The organism is Terribacillus halophilus (genome assembly GCF_900101385.1).
Classification (GTDB): Bacteria; Bacillota; Bacilli; order Bacillales; family Amphibacillaceae; genus Terribacillus; species Terribacillus halophilus.
The window spans coordinates 307,290-324,499 of record NZ_FMZB01000001.1 but is presented as its reverse complement, the minus strand read 5'-3'; the positions used below and the strand labels follow the sequence as shown (position 1 = coordinate 324,499).

Here is a 17,210-nt window from a genome sequence, read left to right as displayed (position 1 = left end):
ATTAATCCTCCGACAACTTAATTGAATCTTCAAAGTTGATAAATTCCTTGTTATCTATATTTTGAGCTGAAAGACTCTTTTCGTAAGTTAAATTTCCAAAGATTTTTCTAAAATAACTTACCCTCATAAACAAATTCATCTTATTTCCATTAACGCGTATTATTTTGGTTTTCTTTCCTCTGACTGCTCTTATCTTCTTAACTAATTCGCTAGTATTTACAAATTCATCATTTTGTGGGAAATATGTACCTGCACTATTAAAATCAATTAATTGCTTTATTACAATATTGAGATTCTCAATATAAATCATACTCCTCAAGTTATTTGTATCCAAAAAGACAAATAACTTATTAGCAATTTCCGATAATTTGCGATAGTTCCCTCCGCAATCTTTTCCATAAACCATCGGCGGTCGAAGTATGGCTACTCTAAACTTACTATCTTGTAAATATTTTATTGCATTTTCAGCTTCTAATTTAGATTGGCCATAATTTGTATTGGGTTTTGGCTTAGTTTTTTTTGTGATAAAACCACTGTTCATTCCATAAACACTCATTGAACTTAAAAAAATAAATTGTTTACACCCCTCCTTTTTAGCTTTTTCTGCTAGATTGATAGTAAGATCTTTGTTTATTTTAAAATATTCATTCTTACTTTTAGCATTTTCTTTTTTATGAGCTATTCCAACTGCATGTATGATTGTATCGTACCTTCCGAAATCAATACTTTTCCAATCGCCTGTTCTTAGACTAATAGGAGTTAACTCATAATCTTCATTAAAATTTTCACGGATATATTTAGTGAATTGGGTGGAAATGTAGCCGTTCGTACCTGTTATTAGTATCTTTTTCAAAATAATTTCCCCTTATTTTTCTCTCATACTAATTCTTTCACTCTAGGTACATTCTTTTTTTCTCTTTCAACAATCTCTCTTCCCACTGAGTGATATTCAATTGAAGAGTTTTTAACATCTTCTAAACTATAGATATTTCTTCCATCAAAGATGATTGGCGTCTTCATTTTAGTAACAAAAGTATCTATACTTGTTTCTTTGATTTCATTCCATTCAGTAAAAATAAAACACAAATTAGCTTCATTAAGTGCTTCTTCAATAGAATGTGTGTATGATATTTTTCCATTTCCATGGTATCCTGTAGGATATAACTTTGAGAAGTTATTAATACCAATTGGATCATATGCAACAATATCTGCTCCTTGTTCTAATAGCAAGGGAATATTTTCTAATGAAGGAGCTTCTCTCAAATCATCTGTACCTGGCTTAAAAGTTAAACCTAAGACAGCTACTTTTAATCCACTTAACGTAATCATTCTATTTTTAGCTTTTTTGAATAGTATCCCTTTTTGTCCTTCATTTACATCTATGGCAGCTTTAACAGTTTTTAGATCATAACCATTTTCTTTTGCTAGAAATTCTAATGCTTTAGTATCTTTAGGGAAACAAGATCCACCATATCCTATTCCAGCATTCAAAAATTTATCACCAATCCTAGGATCATAACTCATCCCCTTGGCGACATCTTGTATATTTGCTCCTACTAATTCACAAAGATTTGCTATATCATTCATATAAGAAATTTTCAAAGCCAAAAAATCATTTGAAGCATATTTTGTCATTTCTGCTGATCGCCTGTTAACTGATACAATAGGGATTTTGAAAGGTTTATAAATATCTTTAAGCATTTTCTCTGCCCATTTACTCTCTACTCCGATTATAATTCTATCTGCTGATAGGGTGTCTTTAACAGCAGAACCTTGAGAAAGAAATTCTGGGTTGGACGCTACCTCGATATGTACATCATTAACCTTAAAGTCTTCTATAAATTGTTCTACTTTATCATTTGTACCTACCGGTACAGTAGACTTTACAACAACTAAGCAATCTTTTACTACCGATTCAGCAATTTGTCTGGCTACCGTTGCAATGTGTGATAAGTTAGCTGAGCCGTCTGATTGTTCTGGTGTTCCCACCCCGATGAAAATCGCATCTGCTTTCTCGTATGCTAGTTGGTGATTTGTTGTGAAGTTTAAGTTACCTTTTTGATAGTTTCTCTCCATCAATTCTTCTAATCCAGTTTCGTAGATTGGAGATTTTCCCTTCTTCATAGATTCAATTTTTTCTTTATCTATATCTACACATGTAACATTATGTCCCATCTCTGCAAAACAAACTCCTGCTACTAGACCAACGTATCCTGTTCCTGCTACTGCTATGTTATACATATCTTTCTCCTTTAAATAATCAATTAATAAGAACTTGTCTTTTTTTCACCTTTAATTTTCTTCTCAATTTTACCTTCAACTACACCTTCCGCTTTTAAAACACTAGTAAAAGTTTTAATTAAACATTTTATATCAAGAATTAAACTACAATTTCTAGTATATTCACCATCTAATTTAGCTTTTGCATCAATTGGTAACTCATCCCTCCCATTTACTTGAGCCAAACCAGTTAAACCTGGAAAAATATCATTCGCTTTATATTTATCTCTTTCCGATATCAAATCATACTGATTCCATAGAGCAGGCCTAGGACCAACAAAGCTCATATCTCCTTTTACTATGTTGATTAGTTGTGGTAATTCATCCAGGCTTGTTTTTCTTAACAATCTTCCACTTCTTGTAATAAACGCATTAGGATCTTTTAATAAGTGAGTGGGCATATCGTTCGGTGTACAAGTTTTCATTGTCCTAAATTTCAATATATAAAATTTTTCTTTATTTTTACCTATTCTTTCTTGTTTAAATAATACCGGTCCCTTTGAATCAATTTTAATCACTATAGAGATTAGTAGGAAAAAAGGCCACGTTATTCCTAGCACAAATATCGATAAACAAAAATCAATAACCCTTTTATAAAAAAGATAATTCAATTCGAATCCTCCTTTAATTTGTGAGTGATACAGTTTCTGAACTTCTTTTATTGGCTATTTCCAAGACATATTCTCTAATTTTTTTATCATTTAGCAAGATATAATTATCAATTAAATAAGTAATCTTTGCAAAATCAATTTGTAAAGATCTACCAACCAGTATTTTAGGGAATATTGCTTCACCTATTATCTCATCTCTATCTAGAAGTTCCTCGTACATCTTTTCTCCTGGCCTCATCCCAGAATATTTTATACCTATCTCTTCTAAAGAATAGCCTGATAAATTTATTAAGTTCGTTGCTAAATCAACTATTTTAACAGGTTGACCCATGTCAAGTACAAATATTTCACCACCTTGGGCAAGTGTTCCGGCTTGTAGAACTAACCTTGACGCCTCTGGTATGGTCATAAAATATCTAGTCATTTCAGGATGAGTTACTGTTAATGGCCCACCAGCTTTTATTTGTTTCTTAAATAACGGTATGACACTACCACGGCTTCCAAGTACATTTCCGAAGCGTACTGCAACAAACTTTGTATTGCTACGCTTGTCTATATCCTGAATTATCATTTCTGCAATTCGTTTAGTCGACCCCATTACATTAGTCGGATTAACTGCCTTGTCTGTTGAAACAAGTACAAAAGTAGTAACTTGAGCTAAATCAGCTGCTTCCGCTACATTTTTTGTACCGATAATATTGTTCTTAACCGCTTCCTTTGGATTATACTCCATTAATGGAACATGCTTATGTGCAGCAGCATGGTAAACAACATCAGGTTGATAATCATCCATTACTTGCTGAATTCTCTCTCGATCCTGTACATCAGCTATGATAGGGATAATTTCAATATTTTTATCGATAGTATTTCTTAATTCCATATCGATTGTATAAATAGAGTTCTCTCCGTGACCAAGAAGTAACAGTCTCTTTGGTTTAAATTTAGACACTTGTCGGCAGATTTCTGATCCTATAGAACCACCAGCTCCAGTGACTAACACCGTTTTATTTGATAGTTTTTCAGAAATACTCTGCGTGTCTAATTCCACCGGATCACGTCCAAGCAAGTCTTCAACTTGTACATCCCTAAACTGCTGAACAGACACTTTTCCTGTAATGATATCTTCTAACATCGGGACAATCTTTGTTGTTGCATTAGTTTTGCTGCATTGTTGATAGATAGTTTGCATTCTGTGCTTGTTTAGTGATGGAATAGCCAAGATGATATGCTTGATTCTATATCTTTCTACTATTTCAGGAATATCATTTGTTGAACCAACTACTGGTGTTCCATATATATCAAGCTTATGTTTATTCAAATCATCATCTACGAATGCAACCGGCTGTAATTCATGGTCGTGATTTTTAAGTAAATGGCGGACTAACATCGTTCCAGCAGCACCTGCTCCGACTATCAATGTATTTTCTTTTACAATACTTGACTTAACTAACTTGTCTCTTGACAGCCTCCAGGAAAAACGGCTACCTCCTATCAGACAGATATGTAATAGCCATGTTAGAAACAATACACGAACATAGATATTCCCCAATACAACAGACTGCACAATGGCTGCAGAAATAATCGAAAAACTTACGACTTTAACAATAGCAATAACTTCACCTATACTCGCATAAGACCAAACCTTATGATACAGACGGTAAATAAAAGAAAAAATATGATGTGTTATAAGTAAGGTTATCGAACTGATTAATAGCATTTTAGATGTAAAGATACCGAAATAAGGGTTTAAAAAATAATATCCAACATAAACAGAAAATAATACAATAAGTGAATCCATGCCGACTAGCAAAGCTAGTCTTTTAGAATAACTCAAGAGATCGTCCCCTTTTTACTTTCTTCATTTTGAATTCTCTTATCTATGGCTTCATTTACAAGTTTTTTTATGAATAAGAGTTTATGAAGAGGCGCATCCTGCTTGATATAGCGCATTGTCTTTTTAATTGATTTAGGCAAAGTATCAAATTGATTGATAGGAAACCCACCTTTTCACATGTTTAACCGAAGATACCAAATAACTTTTTCTTTGTTTTTATACGTTCTGGAATTTCACCTACAATGTTTCTTCCTTCGATAAGATCAGCAGCGTTTTCTGTCATCTGATTGACAAATGCAGAGCCATACTCACTCTCCAGAAGATCATACGCTTCCCGTAAGACAAATGACCTAGTACTTATGTTGTGGGCATCAGACGCTACAAAGTGGCAAAGATTACTGTCAATCAGTTTGAAACTGAGTTCCTGTATCTTCTTGCCGAACTTACCTAAAATACTCGCTGCTGTTACTTGGGATAAGGTACCTCCTTTTACAATTTCATATAAGAGATTAGGATCTTCCAAAATGGCTTTATTTCGTTCAGGATGCACAATCACTGGTTTGTATCCTTGTCGTTGCACATCATAAAGCAATTGTTTTGTGAATTTTGGGAATGTTGCGGTCGGAAGTTCAATTAAGATGTAGGGTGTATGTTGGTTTATTGGCAAGATTTCTCTCTCTTCTAGTCCCTCAACCAACTCGCCAAAAATTCTTGTTTCCTGTCCTGGGAGAATGGTCAATGGAATGCTTGCCGCCGCTAATGCATCGTTTAGATTATGTACTTCTTTCATAATATCAGCGTAATGGTTATTAAACTGATTATTGCGGTGATGAGGAGTAGCTACAATTGTATCGATTCCTTCCGCTACTGCTGCTTTCGCCATTTCGAGGCTTTCGTTTAATGTTCTCGGCCCGTCATCAATCCCCGGCAATATGTGACAATGAATATCAATCATAGTTTTCACCCCATTTATTCACAAAAGAGCAATGTCTATGAGTTGCTGATCAACATTGCTCCCTTGTAAGTTTAGTTTCCGTAATAATAATAGGTATTTGAATGTTTCTGTGCTACGTCGTTCAGCACAACACCCAACAGCTTAGCTTTTGCAGGCTCAATCAGTTCCTTTGCCTTTAAAAGGGAATCGTACTCTGTTTGTTCGCTGCGTGCCACTATAATGGAGCCATCGCAAATATTAGCAAGAATTTGCGCATCTGTGACAGCTAATACAGGTGGTGTGTCTATGATAACCATGTCATAGACTTCTTCCGCTATTTCCAACAAGCGCTTCATCGCATTTGAGCCCAGGAGCTCAGAAGGATTTGGGGGAATTGGCCCACAAGTTAATAAATCAAGATTAGGTACATCTGTTTCCTGTGCTGCTTCTTCCAGTGTTTTCTCACCAATGAGTACAGTGCTTAATCCTACACGATTATCCATCTTGAACGTGTAATGCGTAGTTGGTTTCCTTAAGTCGGCATCAATCAATAGCACTTTTTTGCCTTGTTGTGCAAACACGATAGCCAAGTTAGCAGTAATAGACGATTTACCTTCTGATGGTCCCGAGGATGTAACTAGCATGCTTTGGATTTTTTCATCGACAGATGCAAATTCAACATTCGTCCGAATCGTCCTGAATTGCTCTGAAATAGGGGACTTTGGATTTTGCTTTGTAATGAGAGATCTTACATTGGTTTTAAACTGTTTTTTTCTTTTGGCCATTATAGTCTCTCCTTACATTTCTTCTCTGCGCTGTAGTTTGATATTGTTTATTGGTTACTAAGTCCTCTTCGCTCATATGACTGATAGACCCGATCACTGGAATACCGATTCTCTTCTCGATGTCATTTTCCGTTTTCACAGTGTTATCTAGATACTCTAGCAAGAATGCAAGACCAATCCCGACCATAGCACCTAAAACAATAGCAATAGCTGTATTCAATAGGATATTCGGACTCGCCGGAGACGGGTTGTCTTCTGTTTCCGCTAACGATAGCGGTTTAACGTTTTCCAAGTTCATCAATTCAGGTATTTCATTTTGGAATACATTCACTGTCGTATTCGCAAGCTCTGCGGCTTTTGCTTGATTGATGTCAGTTGCTGTAACAGTGATAATCTGTGTGTCTGCTTCTGACGTAACCTCTAACTTCTCTGCAATTTCAGTAGATGATAAAGACAAGTTCATCTCTTTTGCAACTTCATCCAAAATGACAGGGCTTGTCATAACGATCTTATATGTATTGATCAAGCTTATATTGGATTGAATTGCTGTATTTAACGCTGAAACATCGACATTCTCCTCCTGATTGACGACCACAGAAGCTTTTGCTGTATATGTAGGAGTAATTAAAAAGTAGCTAAGTATAAGTGCAATCGCAGCAAAGCTCACTATTAAGGATAAAATCATTAACATGCGCTTCTTTAACAATGCAAATATTTCCTTTAAAGATATTGTTTCTTCCATTCATTTCCCTCCGTTAATTAATCTTGCTGTCGGTGTAATATACTAACTTTTCGTGAAATAGTACTATCCTATTATATCTTCTATTTGTTACCTTGCAATGTCCTATTTTGTCGAACAGTAGAAAAACTTACAAATATTGTTGCGTTATCAGGGAAAATTAGTATAATATATAGTCCTTTTTGACTCTATTCAAAACAAACATATAGAAGTATAACATAGTTTTTCCAGTTAGGGAGTAGATTTACAAATAAATTTGGATAAAAAAACAAGCCTTTAAAAAAGGCTTGTTCTCGCAGTTAACTTTATTTATTTTCTAACATCACATAGTTTTTTAGATAATCTTCTAATTGATCTTTCAAATCCGGACGATCCAACGCAAACTCAATAGTCGCTTTAATAAACCCAAATTTATCCCCAACATCATAACGATCTCCACTGAACTCACAAGCATAGACAGCTTGTTTCTTATTCAACTCTTTAATCGCATCTGTCAATTGGATCTCTCCGCCAGCACCTGGAGGAAGAGTTTCCAGGATATCAAAGATTTCTGGAGTCAATACGTAGCGTCCCATGATTGCGTAGTTGGAAGGTGCTTCTTCTTTCTTCGGTTTCTCGACTAGGTCGCTTACTTGCATCAAGTTAGGTTCACTTGTGGATCCTTGAGGTGCGACGACACCGTATTTGGATACTTCGGATTCTGGTACTTGCTGTACGCCGACGACAGAACCGCGATACTTTTCAAAGGCTTCTGTCAATTGTTTCAATGCTGGTGTTCCGTCTGTTTTCACGATATCATCACCGAGCAAGACTGCGAATGGCTCGTTGCCGATGAATTTCTTGGCTGTGGCGATGGCGTGGCCAAGGCCTTTTGCTTCTTTTTGACGGATGTAGTGGATGTCAGCAAGATTGGAGATGTCTTGGATTTCTTCGAGCATCTTCATTTTATCTTTTTTGATTAGCTGATCTTCCAGCTCGTAGGATTTGTCGAAGTGGTCTTCGATGGCACGTTTTCCGCGGCCGCTGACAATGATGATGTCTTCGATGCCGGATTTCACTGCTTCTTCGACAATGTATTGAATCGTTGGTTTATCAACGATTGGCAGCATTTCCTTCGGCTGTGCTTTCGTTGCTGGCAGGAAGCGTGTTCCTAGACCTGCTGCTGGAATGATGGCCTTTTTGATTTTCATACGTTCTGCACCTCTTTATGTATTATATGTAGAATGCGTATAGTGTGTTTCATACGAATTATACTTCCCCTTGTCTAAAAGATAAAACATTATCCAAGGCGGCAAATCACAACTCGTACAAAAGTCCTTATCCACTTACTGAATCTGTAAAAATAGTAACATACTATCTCGGAACCCTCAATAACATCCATTCTACATTTCCCTACAATATACGCGTCTAATATTACAGTTACATTACATCTGCGTAAATTCTGGTAATCTAGGTGCCAAATTATGCTATAGTATGATTAATTTCTATGGATTATGAAAATAAAGGAGAACGTTACTAGAATGAAAAAGACGATTGTTACCCTTGCTGCTACGGCAGTTATCGCTAGTTCATATGCCACAACAGTTGACGCTGCATCCTATAAAGTACAAAAGGGCGACTCGCTCTGGAAGATTGCCAGCAAATACGACACTTCCGTTTCTGAATTGAAGAAAATCAACAATTTGAAAAGTGATTTGATTTTCCCTAACCAAGTATTGCAGACTTCTGGTTCATCCAGCTCGTCTAAATCTAATACGAACACATCTTCATCTTCTTCTAGCAGTGCATCTACATATACTGTTAAATCCGGTGATACGTTGAGTGGTATTGCAGCGAAACATAACATATCTTTGAGCAACTTGAAAAAATGGAATAATATCTCTGGATACTTGATTTATCCTGGTGACAAGCTGAAGGTTTCTGCGGGGGGTTCTTCTTCTTCGAATAACTCTTCCTCCAATTCCAGCAGCTCGTCCAACTCAAGCAGCAGCTCCTCTTCCACTTACAAAGTGAAGTCGGGTGATTCACTTTGGAAGATTGCCAACAACAACGGTGTTTCTGTTGCGAACTTGAAGAGCTGGAACAATCTATCTTCTGATGTCATCCGTGTCGGTCAGACATTGAAGATCAACGGAAAAGCAAGCAGCGGTTCCTCTTCTTCCACGAAGCCAGCGAATAACACGAAAGTGGACTCCGCAAGTACTTCCAAGAGTGTGGACAAGCTGATCAGCGTTGCGAAATCCCAGCTGGGTAAACCTTATGTATGGGGCGGATCCTCGACTGCTGGTTTCGACTGCAGCGGATTCATCTACTATGCATTCAAGAATGCCGGTTATGATATCTCCCGTACATCTGCGGAAGGTTACTTCAACCGTTCTTATTATGTAAGCTCACCGCAGCCTGGTGATTTGATCTTCTTCAAAGGTACGTACAAAGCTGGTATCTCCCATATGGGTATCTACCTTGGCGGCGGTCAGTTCATCCATGCGGATAACGATGGCGTGCGCATCACAAGCACAAGCAATTCTTATTACGCGAAGCATTTCGATAGCTACAAGCGTTTCTATTGATCACCGAAGCTTGGGACAGAACTTTCTGTCTCAGGCTTTTTTGTTTTGTTTTCCGGCGAGATGAGCTGGCGAAGGTCTGTCAGCTGGCGGGCAATTTCGGCTACCAGGTACAGCATTACAAGGACACCTATTATATAGAAAACAATCTGGAACATGTTGTTCCCTCCTATGTTTGTTACTTAATAGACGATTGAATGGACCATTTGGTTTCATATTATTTTGATGGATTAACATTTTGGCCAATAAAATAAGCGTATCCCTATTTCAGGAATACACTTGTTGTTCGAGTGATCCGGTATTTGGCCACCTGCACACAAGTACCTTCTTCTTTGGAGGATGTAATATCAAAGTTATCCATGAGCCGCTTCACGCCAGGAAGTCCTCGCCCCAGACCGCCGCCAGTCGTATAGCCATCGAGCATGGCTTCCTGCAAGTTTAAGATGCCGGGGCCGTTGTCCTTGGCGGTAATGTAGATACCGACCTTCATTCCATCTTGTTCGCTGCGGATACAGATCGTACCGCTTCCGGCATACTTATAAATATTACGGGCAAGCTCTGAGATGGCCGCAGTGATGCGTGCTTGTTCGACTGCATTGAAACCCAGTTCCGCTGCTAGCTTCCGGCCGCATGATCTGCTCGTGACAATATCTTTTTCCGTTTCTATCTTCATTTCTGCCACCTTCCCCTCAACAGGAGCTGTCGCCACTTGCTTACTAATACTGATAGTTAGGTCCCCTTCTTTTAACCTGAGTCCATTAAAATAAGCCAAAGTAAAGACGCTTATCGCTGTCCCTACTTTGGCTTTATCGCTAGTTCCATGCCCAGCCAATGCTAGCCAAGTAAATTCAATTATCGTTGGGATTGATGATGACGACAATCACGCTTTGATCCTTTTCAAACGACCAATCCACGAAGATTTCCTGTGCAGTGCCTTGCAGCAATTGACTTTCTTTATCAAATGCCTCACGCAGCTCCTGCTTTTCCAGATTCCCTTTGGCTTTTCGCAGTACTTCTTCCTCTCCGCTGCGGACGATCTCTTTTTCGATATTGACGAGTATCCCCTCGCGGTAGATTACTAATGTTCTATTATTCAGCTTAACAGATTTTACCTTGTCCGGCAACCTCTCTGTTTTCTTCGTGACTGCTCCAACCAGCTCATTCACCTTCTGCAAGTCTGGATAATCAGATCCATCACTTAGCAGATCTTTGATTGCCACGATGACGCCGCCATTGGTCTCCATATTCCAGTCATAATAGAAATGTTTGAAATAGTGACCAGTCTCCTCCTTGATTTGTTCTTTCAGTTCAGGCAGGCACTTCTCCATCAAACTATCACGTGTTGCATAAACCATGGCATGCTGCTCATTCTCCAGCAGTACTTTCTCGACAGGCGTCAGCAAGTCCCGTACATAAATACAAATGATATCATATGCAATGGAAACGAATACCGCCTCGGGACCTTTTCCGAAATGCTTGCGCAAAAGTCTTGCAGTGAAGCCCGCCAATACATTTTGTTTGTCTTTGATTTCCATTCTCTTGTACCTTTTTCCTGGTTGATTTTTTTCTATTATATTTTACTTTATAGAAGTACATTTGGGTATAAAAAAAAGCCTGCACTAACGAATTGTGATCGTCATGGTGTAGGCTTCATCTGTTTGTTCCATCGACATGGATAGTTCTTCTCCTTCCAAGATGATGCGGGGCATATCGTCCAATGTCCGCTTCGTTTTCGGATTCTCATAAATGAATGACTTAGGCATGAAAAACAGACTGTTTTTGCCATCACTCCCTTTCTCCAGCACAACGTCGTGCAGATCAGGGATTTCGATCATATGATTTTTTATATATATTTTCGCCAATATCGGCTTATGGTTGAAAACGAAAAAGTAGTTATCGTTTATGGACGAACCTCTTTTGGTTTGCTCGACAAAATCCTGCACACTTAACGTCAATGAAGGGCAAGTCATCTCTTACCACTCCTTTCCTGTCTGGCAGATGCTGTTATGTGTTATGTACCCTTACAGCTAAAATCTAAACGACTTATCCACAGACCTTCTGAAACTTTAGCACCAGAGCAAAAGTGCTTTACAGCAGGGGGTATGTTACACTAGATGCTGTGATTTTACTTTTTTCGACAACTGGAGGTGGACTTATGTATCCTACCAATTCGATACGCGAAAAAGCGTCTTTATTCTTTCACATATTATGGCCCATCCTCGTGACACAGATCAGCTATAATGCCATGACGGTGCTGGATACCATGATGTCCGGCCGTGCCGGCACGGATGATTTGGCTGGTGTGGCTGTTGGATCGAGCCTTTGGATGCCCGTTTATACCGGGTTGACCGGGATCATGCTGGCCATTACGCCGATGGTCGGGCAGCTGATCGGAAACAACCGCCGCAGCGACGTCGGACGGACAGTCATGCAAGGTTTTTATTTGGCTATTTTGATTTCGTTGGTTGTGTTGGTTATCGGAGCATTTGCCCTTCAGCCAGTGCTTGGCATCATGGATTTGAGTACGGATGTACATACTGTTGCAACAAATTATCTGCACGGACTTGCCATCGGGATTATTCCGCTGTTTGCCAGTGCCGTTTTGCGTAATTTCTTTGATGCCCAAGGCTACACAAGAGTATCAATGGTGATTTTGCTGATGGCGCTGCCTATCAACGCCCTGCTGAATTACCTGCTCATCTTCGGGAACTTCGGTTTTCCGGAGCTTGGCGGAGCAGGGGCCGGCTATGCAACAGCGTTTACGTATTGGTTCATATTCGGTACCAGTGTTTTCCTGACATTTAAATTGAAAGAAATGCGTACGCATTATTTGTTCGTCCGCTGGTATAAGATTTCATTCCAGGCTTGGAAAGAACAATTGAAAATCGGGGTGCCGATGGGGCTGAGTACGTTTTTTGAAGCAAGCATCTTCAGTGTCGTCACCCTGCTCATGGGTTCTTTGTTCGATACGACCATCATTGCTGCCCATCAGACAGCGTTGAACTTCACGACATTGATGTTCATGGTACCGCTCAGCATCTCGATCGGAATGACGATCGTTGTCTCCTATGAAGTCGGCGCTCGAAGGATGAACCACGCGAAACAATACGCCATCCTTGGGGTCAGTTCCGCCCTTGTCATCATCGGTATATTGAGCTTGCTGTTGTTCATCTTCCGGGAACAGATCAGCTACTTCTATACATCTGATCGTGCTGTCGTCCTGCTTGCCATGCAGTTCATGCTGTTTGCCATCATGTATCAGTTTTCCGACGCAGCTCAAGCTTCCCTTCAAGGCGTGCTGCGCGGCTATAAAGACGTTACCATCCCGTTTATCATTGCTTTCATTTCTTACTGGATCGTCGGTCTGCCGAGTGGCTATCTATTGTCCCGCTTCACGACACTGGAGCCGTTTGGTTTCTGGGTCGGCATCACGCTCGGCTTGACTTGTGCTGCGATCGGCTTTTTCCTGCGGCTGCGATTCATCCAGCGCAACCAAGAGCAAATAGCTGTTTGAGCACCTCCATCTACGGAGGTGTTTTTTTATAGACAACTTTCCTGCTTTCATGGCTTCTTCCTATTAAACGCCAAATAATGTCGCAAAATTCGACCTACTTTCCCAATAAAAATCCACTAGAAAACATGCTATGCTTGTTTTAGGCAAAATCTTACAGACTAGGGAGTGTAACTGATGCGTTCTGACGTCACATTCAACTCAGAAGAGCTAAGGGAACTGCTCAATTTGTGGTATATGAACATCAAATTGAAAAAAGTCCAAGCAGCGGAAAAGCTGAAAACGGAAGTATCCGAACAGCTCGCTAAAGGAGAAGCGAATGACGACGTCGTCAAGCTGGCACTTCTGATTCATAGCCGCCATCATATTCTCTGCAAGAATTATGGAGATGCTGAAAAACTTATCAGCCAAGTAGAAGGCTTTTCCCCTTACCTCAAAGAAGAACATCTCTATTACCTGCACCTGTTCAAAGGCATGTACCTTTACTCGACAAAAGACTATTACAACGCCATCGAAGAATACGGCCAAGTCGAACCTTATCTCGGCTATATCCATGATGACATCGAAAAAGCGGAATTCTTCGATTTGTTTGCTTCCGCGCTTTATTATCTAGATTACACGAATCGATCTGCTATTTATGCCGAGAAGGCGATTTATATCTATCAGCTGTATCCGGCTTATGAGAAGAAGCTGACGAGGGCTAAGATTCTAATCGCTTTGAACTATATTGATATGGGAGAATTTGATTTAGCTGAAGAATACCTGCATTCTGCTTTGCAGGATACGAATACAAAACATGATGAAATGGTACAGGTGAGTATTTACCATAATCTTGGTTTACTCTATGAAAACAAAGGACTATATTCAGCAGCGAAACGTTATTTAGAGAAGACATTACCGTATGAAGAATTCGAAAACTACACAGCTACCCTCTATCTATTAGCTAAGATAGCCTTTGCTGAAGAGCAGTTTGAAAAGGGAAAACAGTTGTGTGAAGTAGGGATGAAACGTTTGGAGAAAGACAGGGACCAGGATGTCTACTGGCATTTCAAAACCCTATATTCCGCAAATATGGACCCTAGCAGTTATACCGCTACGCTGAAGAATGCTATTGATTACTTTAAAGAGCATAACAGAATGTACGAACTGCAGAAATACGCTGACGAAATCGCTACCTACTACAGCAACGAAAAGAATTTCGAAAAGGCGAATTATTATTACCGTTTAGCTTTGGGATATCAGAACAATATTGTCATGTTCCATTCAAGGAGGTGATAACAATGACAAAGAAACGCATTGCAGCATTTCTAGTACTTGCAGCTATAGTTAGTTCAGTAGCAGGTTATTCATTCTCTGATCAAGCTATTAAAGGCCATTTGCCTAACGCACCAGTGCATTCGGACTTCTAATATTAAAAAGCGAAAAACCGGCATCCGCCGGTTTTTTGCTATTTTCCGAATCTGTAGCTTGGTGCTCCCACTACATCGGTTTCATATACGAATATCCCGCCAGCAAGAGGTTGTTTTTCCAAATCTTCTTCGGTCAGGTTCTGTCTTGCTGTCGTGATGTACAATGTCTTCCGCTCTGGACCGCCGAAAGTACAGCTTGTCACTTGACTGACCGGCAGATGCACGTCCTCTAGTCGCTCGCCTGTTGCTGGGTTCCAGCGCGAGACCTTGGATCCGCCGTAATGGGCGATCCATAGTTTTCCTTCTTCGTCGATTGTCATGCCGTCGGGTTTTCCGTCCTTGAATGAGACCGCTATCCGCGGATTGCTGATTTCCCCTGTTTCTCCATCGTAATCGAAACATTGTACCTCGCCCGTCGGTGTATCGATGTAATAAAAATACTTGTGATCCGGACTCCAGGCAAGACCATTGGAGTTGCCGATTCCATCAATGACACGTGTCAGTGTCTGATCCAACTCCATCCGGTAAAAAGCTCCTTTATAGTCGCTGCCTTTCGCTGGCATCGTTCCTGCCCAGATCCTGCCGTATGGATCGGCCTTGCCATCATTGAAGCGATTGGATGGTCTGTCGGTTTCCGGACTATGCAGCAGCACTTTTGCTTTCAGTTCGCTGTCTGTTTCATAAATACCATTTTCCAATGCCAAAATCATTCCGCCATCTTTCTTCAGGATGGCCGCTCCAACTTTTTGATCGACTGGTATTTCCCGCTTCTCGTTCGTTTTTGTATTGTATATATGGATTGACTGTCCATTGATATCCACCCAATACAGTTCCTCCGTCTCTTCCCGCCAAAAAGGACCTTCGGCTAAGCTTTGCTTCGCATCGAGAAATAATTTCGCTTCTGCCACTTTTCCCACTCCTTTATCTATGTATGACCTGCTATAGTAATAATACCACTATATGGATTACTTATTACCTGAAACAACTACTTCTAAGCATTCTGATGCTAAAAAGGAGGCAAATAACATGCATGAAACAAAACGGCTGTTCATCCGACCTTATATGACAGAGGATTTGCCTTTCCTTGAGAGCTTGGTCAGTGACCCTCGGGTCGTCCGTTATATCGGAAACGGAAAACCAAGAACCAAAGAAGGCGCACGCTTGTTTTTTAACTGGAACTTGTCCCATCAGCCGCTTGGGCTGCAAGTTCTGATCGAAAAAGAAACAGGAAAGCCAATTGGACATGCCGGATTGGTTCCACAGGAAGTTGACGGTGTGATGGAACTGGAAATCGGCTATTGGATCGCTCCGAATCATTGGGGGAAAGGGTTTGCCACCGAGGCTGCGGCGGCGTTCAAAGATATCGCTTCTACACTGGGTAGCAAACGGGTCATAGCCCTGATATACCCTGATAACACTGCCTCCTGCAAGGTAGCAGAGAAGCTGGGTATGCAAGTCTGGAAAACGATTGAACGCCATAACAAGCAGGTGCTTGTTTATGCAAAAGAAAATACCCCTCCTAATTAGGAGGGGTATGCTTATGCATCATAACCATTCGTGCGGTTTTGATGCCATCTCCAAGCATCACCGATGATATCTGTCATATCGGTGCGTGTTGGATTCCAACCGAGTACTTCCTTCGCCTTCGCAGAGCTTGCGATCAGGACTGCCGGGTCACCAGCGCGGCGTGGACCGACTTTGGCCGGGATTTCTTTGCCGGTGACATGACGGGCAACGTCGATCATCTCTTTGACAGAGAAGCCTTGGCTGGAGCCGAGGTTGAAGATATCACTCTGACCGCCATTATCCAAATACTCGAGTGCCAGCAGATGGGCATCGATCAAGTCGAGAACGTGGATATAGTCGCGGATGCATGTTCCATCTTCTGTCGGATAGTCGTCACCGAAGATGCTGATATGTTCCCGCTGACCGAGTGCAGTTTGCAGGATGATCGGAATCAAATGTGTTTCCGGACGATGATCTTCGCCGATGCGGCCATCCGGATGCGCTCCGCCGACATTGAAGTAGCGTAAGGAAACGAACTTGATTCCGTAAGCTCCGTCACACCATTTCATCATTTTTTCCATCATCAGCTTGGACTCGCCATACGGACTTTCTGGATTCGTATCCAAATCCTCTGTCAATGGGACGACATTGGTATCTCCATATGTAGCAGCTGTGGAAGAAAAGACGATTTTTTTGACATCATGCTTGCGCATCGTCTCCAGCAGCACCTGCATCCCATAAACGTTATTGCCGAAGTACTTCAACGGATCCTCGACAGATTCCCCGACAAGGGAGCTTGCGGCAAAATGGACAACTGCATCGACCTTTTCTTTTGCAAATACATCATCCAAAAATGCTGCATCGCGCAGATCACCTTCATAGAAGACCGCATCCTGGTTGACCGCTGGCAAGTGACCTGTCAGCACATTATCGATGATCACAGCCTCATGCCCTTTTTCAAGGAGTGTGGCCACTGCATGGGAGCCGATGTAGCCAGCACCGCCAGTAACTAATACTTTCATAGCTTATCCCTC

General features: G+C 40.5%; 19 protein-coding genes. 5 read left to right on the top strand and 14 right to left on the bottom strand.

From position 1 onward, the window contains the following. Position 1 precedes the first annotated feature (1 nt). The 8 genes from BLQ53_RS01515 to galU all read right to left on the bottom strand — a co-directional run bounded on the left by BLQ53_RS01515 (position 2) and on the right by galU (position 8,373). Positions 2-853, bottom strand: a complete 852-nt coding sequence (locus BLQ53_RS01515; RefSeq protein ID WP_093725305.1) for an NAD-dependent epimerase/dehydratase family protein — start codon at positions 851-853, stop codon at positions 2-4. Positions 854-876: 23 nt separating this feature from the next. Beyond that, entirely contained in the window at positions 877-2,241 is a 1,365-nt protein-coding gene (locus tag BLQ53_RS01510; RefSeq protein ID WP_093725303.1) for a UDP-glucose dehydrogenase family protein, read from the bottom strand. A gap of 23 nt (positions 2,242-2,264) precedes the next feature. After that, positions 2,265-2,891 (bottom strand): sugar transferase, encoded by a 627-nt coding sequence (locus BLQ53_RS01505; protein WP_093725301.1) that lies wholly within the window; start codon positions 2,889-2,891, stop codon positions 2,265-2,267. Between the two features lie 13 nt (positions 2,892-2,904). After that, entirely contained in the window at positions 2,905-4,725 is a 1,821-nt protein-coding gene (locus tag BLQ53_RS01500) for a polysaccharide biosynthesis protein (protein WP_093725299.1), read from the bottom strand. A 181-nt stretch (positions 4,726-4,906) separates the two neighbouring features. Then, a complete protein-coding gene (locus tag BLQ53_RS01495) occupies positions 4,907-5,680 on the bottom strand; it encodes a tyrosine-protein phosphatase (RefSeq protein ID WP_093725297.1) in 774 nt (257 codons plus the stop codon). 71 nt (positions 5,681-5,751) lie between these two features. Continuing rightward, on the bottom strand, positions 5,752-6,444 hold the full coding sequence (locus BLQ53_RS01490) for a CpsD/CapB family tyrosine-protein kinase (RefSeq protein WP_093725295.1): 693 nt from the start codon (positions 6,442-6,444) through the stop codon (positions 5,752-5,754). After that, positions 6,419-7,186, bottom strand: coding sequence for a YveK family protein (locus BLQ53_RS01485; RefSeq protein ID WP_093725293.1), 768 nt, complete (start codon positions 7,184-7,186; stop codon positions 6,419-6,421). Before BLQ53_RS01485 ends, BLQ53_RS01490 begins: the two co-directional genes overlap by 26 nt. A 302-nt stretch (positions 7,187-7,488) precedes the next feature. Then, complete coding sequence (gene galU / locus BLQ53_RS01480; RefSeq protein WP_093725291.1) at positions 7,489-8,373, bottom strand: UTP--glucose-1-phosphate uridylyltransferase GalU; 885 nt, start codon at positions 8,371-8,373, stop codon at positions 7,489-7,491. Between the two features lie 330 nt (positions 8,374-8,703). Between galU and BLQ53_RS01475 the strand changes: the two genes are divergently transcribed. Then, positions 8,704-9,753 carry a C40 family peptidase gene (locus tag BLQ53_RS01475; RefSeq protein ID WP_093725289.1) on the top strand — a complete coding sequence of 350 codons (1,050 nt, stop codon included), beginning with the start codon at positions 8,704-8,706 and terminating at the stop codon, positions 9,751-9,753. Here BLQ53_RS01475 and BLQ53_RS18815 read toward each other — a convergent pair. The 4 genes from BLQ53_RS18815 to BLQ53_RS01460 all read right to left on the bottom strand — a co-directional run bounded on the left by BLQ53_RS18815 (position 9,747) and on the right by BLQ53_RS01460 (position 11,720). Further along, entirely contained in the window at positions 9,747-9,908 is a 162-nt protein-coding gene (locus tag BLQ53_RS18815; RefSeq protein ID WP_170829543.1) for a hypothetical protein, read from the bottom strand. The two genes, BLQ53_RS01475 and BLQ53_RS18815, sit on opposite strands and share 7 nt — an antisense overlap. A 104-nt stretch (positions 9,909-10,012) precedes the next feature. Beyond that, entirely contained in the window at positions 10,013-10,423 is a 411-nt protein-coding gene (locus tag BLQ53_RS01470) for an anti-sigma regulatory factor (protein WP_093725287.1), read from the bottom strand. A 175-nt stretch (positions 10,424-10,598) separates the two neighbouring features. After that, complete coding sequence (locus tag BLQ53_RS01465; protein ID WP_093725285.1) at positions 10,599-11,285, bottom strand: Na-translocating system protein MpsC family protein; 687 nt, start codon at positions 11,283-11,285, stop codon at positions 10,599-10,601. Between the two features lie 84 nt (positions 11,286-11,369). Further along, a complete protein-coding gene (locus BLQ53_RS01460) occupies positions 11,370-11,720 on the bottom strand; it encodes a hypothetical protein (RefSeq protein ID WP_093725283.1) in 351 nt (116 codons plus the stop codon). A 185-nt stretch (positions 11,721-11,905) separates the two neighbouring features. On the opposite strand from BLQ53_RS01460, the gene BLQ53_RS01455 reads away from it, so the two are divergent. The 3 genes from BLQ53_RS01455 to BLQ53_RS19270 all read left to right on the top strand — a co-directional run bounded on the left by BLQ53_RS01455 (position 11,906) and on the right by BLQ53_RS19270 (position 14,670). Then, the gene (locus tag BLQ53_RS01455) at positions 11,906-13,264 is read left to right on the top strand and encodes an MATE family efflux transporter (protein ID WP_093725281.1); all 1,359 of its coding nucleotides are present in this window, start codon (positions 11,906-11,908) and stop codon (positions 13,262-13,264) included. Between the two features lie 174 nt (positions 13,265-13,438). Next, positions 13,439-14,536 (top strand): response regulator aspartate phosphatase, encoded by a 1,098-nt coding sequence (locus BLQ53_RS01450; protein ID WP_093725279.1) that lies wholly within the window; start codon positions 13,439-13,441, stop codon positions 14,534-14,536. A 5-nt stretch (positions 14,537-14,541) separates the two neighbouring features. Continuing rightward, complete coding sequence (locus tag BLQ53_RS19270) at positions 14,542-14,670, top strand: hypothetical protein (protein ID WP_280137051.1); 129 nt, start codon at positions 14,542-14,544, stop codon at positions 14,668-14,670. 38 nt (positions 14,671-14,708) lie between these two features. Here the strand turns inward: BLQ53_RS19270 and BLQ53_RS01445 are convergent, their stop codons facing one another. Then, positions 14,709-15,578 (bottom strand): SMP-30/gluconolactonase/LRE family protein, encoded by an 870-nt coding sequence (locus BLQ53_RS01445; RefSeq protein ID WP_244499202.1) that lies wholly within the window; start codon positions 15,576-15,578, stop codon positions 14,709-14,711. A gap of 118 nt (positions 15,579-15,696) precedes the next feature. On the opposite strand from BLQ53_RS01445, the gene BLQ53_RS01440 reads away from it, so the two are divergent. After that, positions 15,697-16,197, top strand: a complete 501-nt coding sequence (locus tag BLQ53_RS01440) for a GNAT family N-acetyltransferase (RefSeq protein WP_093725275.1) — start codon at positions 15,697-15,699, stop codon at positions 16,195-16,197. 11 nt (positions 16,198-16,208) lie between these two features. On the opposite strand, the gene galE is transcribed toward BLQ53_RS01440, so the two are convergent. Further along, complete coding sequence (gene galE, locus BLQ53_RS01435) at positions 16,209-17,198, bottom strand: UDP-glucose 4-epimerase GalE (RefSeq protein ID WP_093725273.1); 990 nt, start codon at positions 17,196-17,198, stop codon at positions 16,209-16,211. Positions 17,199-17,210 lie beyond the last annotated feature (12 nt).